The organism is Microbacterium gubbeenense DSM 15944 (genome assembly GCF_000422745.1).
Classification (GTDB): domain Bacteria; phylum Actinomycetota; class Actinomycetes; order Actinomycetales; family Microbacteriaceae; genus Microbacterium; species Microbacterium gubbeenense.
This window is the reverse complement of sequence record NZ_AUGQ01000068.1, coordinates 1-1,424: the sequence shown is the minus strand read 5'-3', so window position 1 is coordinate 1,424 and position 1,424 is coordinate 1. Positions and strand designations below refer to the sequence as shown.

At 64.4% G+C, this 1,424-nt stretch carries 1 protein-coding gene; it reads right to left on the bottom strand.

The window, feature by feature from the left end; translation table 11 throughout:
* Positions 1 to 6: 6 nt before the first annotated feature.
* On the bottom strand, positions 7 to 1,314 hold the full coding sequence (locus G510_RS0113335; protein ID WP_029154009.1) for an ISL3 family transposase: 1,308 nt from the start codon (positions 1,312 to 1,314) through the stop codon (positions 7 to 9).
* Positions 1,315 to 1,424 lie beyond the last annotated feature (110 nt).

The following is a 1,424-nucleotide window of genomic DNA, read 5'->3' as shown; positions in this document are numbered from 1 at the left end:
GGCTCTTCACGAACGAGGGTGTAGTCGAGGTCTGAAACCGCCGGCTTCGAGCAGACTCCTGTCGATGTAGTGCCTCAGGTTCCGGAACCCAAGCGCGATCCCGCGCAGATGCTCGAGTCGGCCATTGATCGCCTCCGTCGGGCCGTTGCTGGTCCCGGGCCGATCGAAATAGCCGAGGACGTCAGCGGCTCGTTGCTTGAGCGTACGAGCGAGCTTGCGGACCTCGACCAGCTGCACGGGCACCCCCGTGGAGATCCGGTCGATCGTGTGCTGCAGGAAGAACCTCCCCAGCCCGCGGTCCGTCTCCCGATACGCGGTGATCATGTCCTGATACACACCCCAGGTCGCTTCAACCTCGACATGGCGCTGGTCGGCGAACACCTCCTCGAGTCGCGCATGCTGCTTCTCGGTGAGAAGACCCGCTCCTGTCAGCAGAGTCCGGCGGACCCGGTAGAGCGGATCACCAGTCCTACCCCGACGACCGAACACATCGCGCTGAACACGGCGCCGACAGTTCTCCAGCGCGTCCCCGGTAAGCCGGATCACATGGAATGGATCCATGATCGGAGCAGCGTCGGGAAGCTCTTCGGCGGCGGCGGTCTTGAACCCAGTGAATCCGTCCATCGCAACGACCTCGATCCCGTTCTGCCACTGCTGCGGGCGTGCAGCCAGCCACCGCTTGAAGACTGCTTTGGAGCGGCCTTCGACCATGTCCAGCAGCCGGGCAGGTCCGGTCTTCTCACGCACCGGGGTCAGATCGATGATCACGGTCACGTACTTGTCGCCACGCTTCGTGTGGCGCCACACGTGCTCGTCGACACCGATCGTGGTGACACCGTCGAAGCGGTGGGGGTCATCGATCAGTTGTCGTGTGCCTTCAGCGAGGATCGCGTCGTTCGCGGCCGACCATGACACGGCCAGTCCTGCCGCGACGCGGGAGATGGACAGATGGTCCACCACGAGTCCTTCCAGTCCCCATCGCAGACCGCCGCGGGAGATCTTTGCCCGCGGCGGCGCCGCTGCGGTCGTGTCCTGGCGCCACACCCGGCCGCATCCTGAGCACTTGTAACGACGCACGCGGATCAGCAGCGTCGTGGGTCGGTGTCCGAAGGGTTCGTGCGCGAGCCTGCGCACCACCGTGTCCCGTGGCGTCCCCTCACATCCGCAGTGCTGGCACCACTGGTCTGGTTCAACGACTCGGCATTGGAGCATCGCTCGGTCGGGTTCCAGGTGTTGTCCGACGGCTTGGAGACCGAGCTCGTCGAGGCGGCAGAACGTGGTCAGGCAGGGCGCATCAAAAGTAGGGTGGGACATGTCGAGGTCTTCCGGGTGGGCAGTGTAGGAACTTCCATCTTCAGGGAGACCTCGACTCCTACACGGACAGCGACGCGCTCAACGGACTACACCCTCGTTCGAGAAGAGCC

What these genes read in the sequence shown, in the direction of transcription:
- G510_RS0113335 (WP_029154009.1), bottom strand. Translation starts at nt 1,314, where the DNA reads ATGTCCCACCCTACTTTTGATGCGCCCTGCCTGACCACGTTCTGCCGC.